The 1,177-nt window shown below is 38.5% G+C and carries 2 protein-coding genes; both read left to right on the top strand.

The window, feature by feature from the left end; translation table 11 throughout:
* Positions 1-726, top strand: a 726-nt coding sequence (locus tag A9G34_RS10695) for a hypothetical protein (protein ID WP_176701465.1), incomplete at its 5' end; no start/stop codon positions are given.
* A gap of 16 nt (positions 727-742) precedes the next feature.
* Positions 743-1,177 (top strand): DUF6708 domain-containing protein (locus A9G34_RS02775; RefSeq protein ID WP_141670320.1); only part of this gene is annotated, 435 nt, incomplete at its 3' end.

Below are 1,177 nucleotides of genomic sequence, written 5' to 3'. Positions count from 1 at the left end.
CCTATCGATCACTGGTTAAACCGCTGTTATTTTGGGGTGCAAGAAGAGTTTGCCTATTTAGGGTATGGCGCTTATCACGAAGAGCAAGAGGCATTTGTGGGTTTTGGGCAGTCGGTAAATGACTATTTGGTTGCGGTGTCGGGCATTGACACCTTTATGATCTTTAAAAAACCAAGTTCATTTAGTGGGATGAAGCTACATCACCGCCACCTCTATTTTTATTTAACATACCCGAATAATGCAACCATCGCCCACCTGCCGTTGCAGGCCACGGTTACATTATTTGGCAAGAATGGGCAACGTGATGAGGATATGATTGAATCTCGCTTTAATATCAGTTCAACAGGGGTAAATAACCACTCAGTAGTGGCGCACTCCCCAATCCACCTAAACGAAGATAAAGCCAAAGAAACCCTAAAAATCACCGAATATGTCACCACCGATAAAAACTATTTTATCGACCATTATGAAGCAAAAACCTTTAAAACCCTCACTCAGGGCAAAGCGGTATGGCAATCTAATTTTACCGATATTGAAAAAATCGAAGTAAAAGAGCCAGCTCCTAACCAGCCAGAAAGTCACCTAACGGTAATAACCTGGGTAGCGGGCACCTTTGCTTATGATCTAATAAATAACTACCAAATCAATATCAGCTCTAATGCACAAGATGATGACGAAATCCCGCTTATCATTAATCGAAGCAGCAACCAATTTCACGATGAATAAATAAAAGGAGAATAAAATGCCATCAAAATACCGCCCACAAATCTTTGGTTGGTTTGGGGATCTAGATAAAGGTCCTTATAGTGTACCTTTGCATGACGATCGCTTAAGTTATGCCAATAACACCTATTGTGCATTTATTCGTCAGGATCACAATGATCAGATTTTTTATTCATCTTTATATCTTATTGCAACCATACTTTTATTCATTGCTGTTATTTTATGGATTTGGTTATTACTTATTCATAAACCTGAAGCGGGTAATTCAATAGTAATTATAGCAATATTGGCTTTGATGGTGAGTATTTTTTCTTTGTATATAACTATTCCTGCCGTTTATCAAAGCTTGTTTTCCCGCCGTGGCAGCCCCATTATATTTAATCGTAAAACCGGTAAAGTCTATGTTAATGAAAGTTACTTTTTTAACTTTAAAGTATTACGGCATCCTGCGGTA

Source organism: Gilliamella sp. Choc4-2, from assembly GCF_001690355.1.
In the GTDB taxonomy this organism is placed as follows: Bacteria; Pseudomonadota; Gammaproteobacteria; order Enterobacterales; family Orbaceae; genus Gilliamella; species Gilliamella apicola_A.
Note: the sequence above shows the minus strand (reverse complement) of the source record. Positions and strands in the feature narration are given on the sequence as shown.